Genomic DNA, 399 nt, shown 5'->3' with positions numbered 1-399 from the left:
ACCAGTAACCATCGATACCGGGCAGCCAGTCGTACAGGTGCTCGCCGAACAAGCCGACGCATCCCCATGGGGGTTTTTCGCCGAAGCCGGCGCATCATCCACAGGCTCCTGCTTCACCAACGCCGTGCGCGCCGTCTTCGGCTCCCGCACCATCGGTGCCGGGTTGGATATCTCGTCCACGCCAGCCTTCAACGGCACCGCCGCAGCCTTGACCGGCACTGCATGACTCTGAAGCGATAACGGCTTAAGCACCTCCGCATGCCTATCCAGCGGGGCCGTACCGCCCAACTTGGCAATCTGTTCCAACCACTCCCGTGCCCGCTCGGACCTGACCTTGCCCAGCACCTGCGCGCCCAGCCGTACCGCCACACCCATACCGCCGGTAGCCCACAGCAACAG

At 64.7% G+C, this 399-nt stretch carries 1 protein-coding gene; it reads left to right on the top strand.

Annotated elements, in window-relative coordinates; genetic code table 11:
* On the top strand, positions 1 to 226 hold a 226-nt coding region (locus HX873_RS31670), incomplete at its 5' end, for a hypothetical protein (RefSeq protein WP_218170472.1).
* Positions 227 to 399 lie beyond the last annotated feature (173 nt).

The organism is Pseudomonas sp. P7758, from assembly GCF_013386485.1.
Taxonomy (GTDB): Bacteria; Pseudomonadota; Gammaproteobacteria; order Pseudomonadales; family Pseudomonadaceae; genus Aquipseudomonas.
This window is presented reverse-complemented; position numbering and strand designations above follow the sequence as displayed.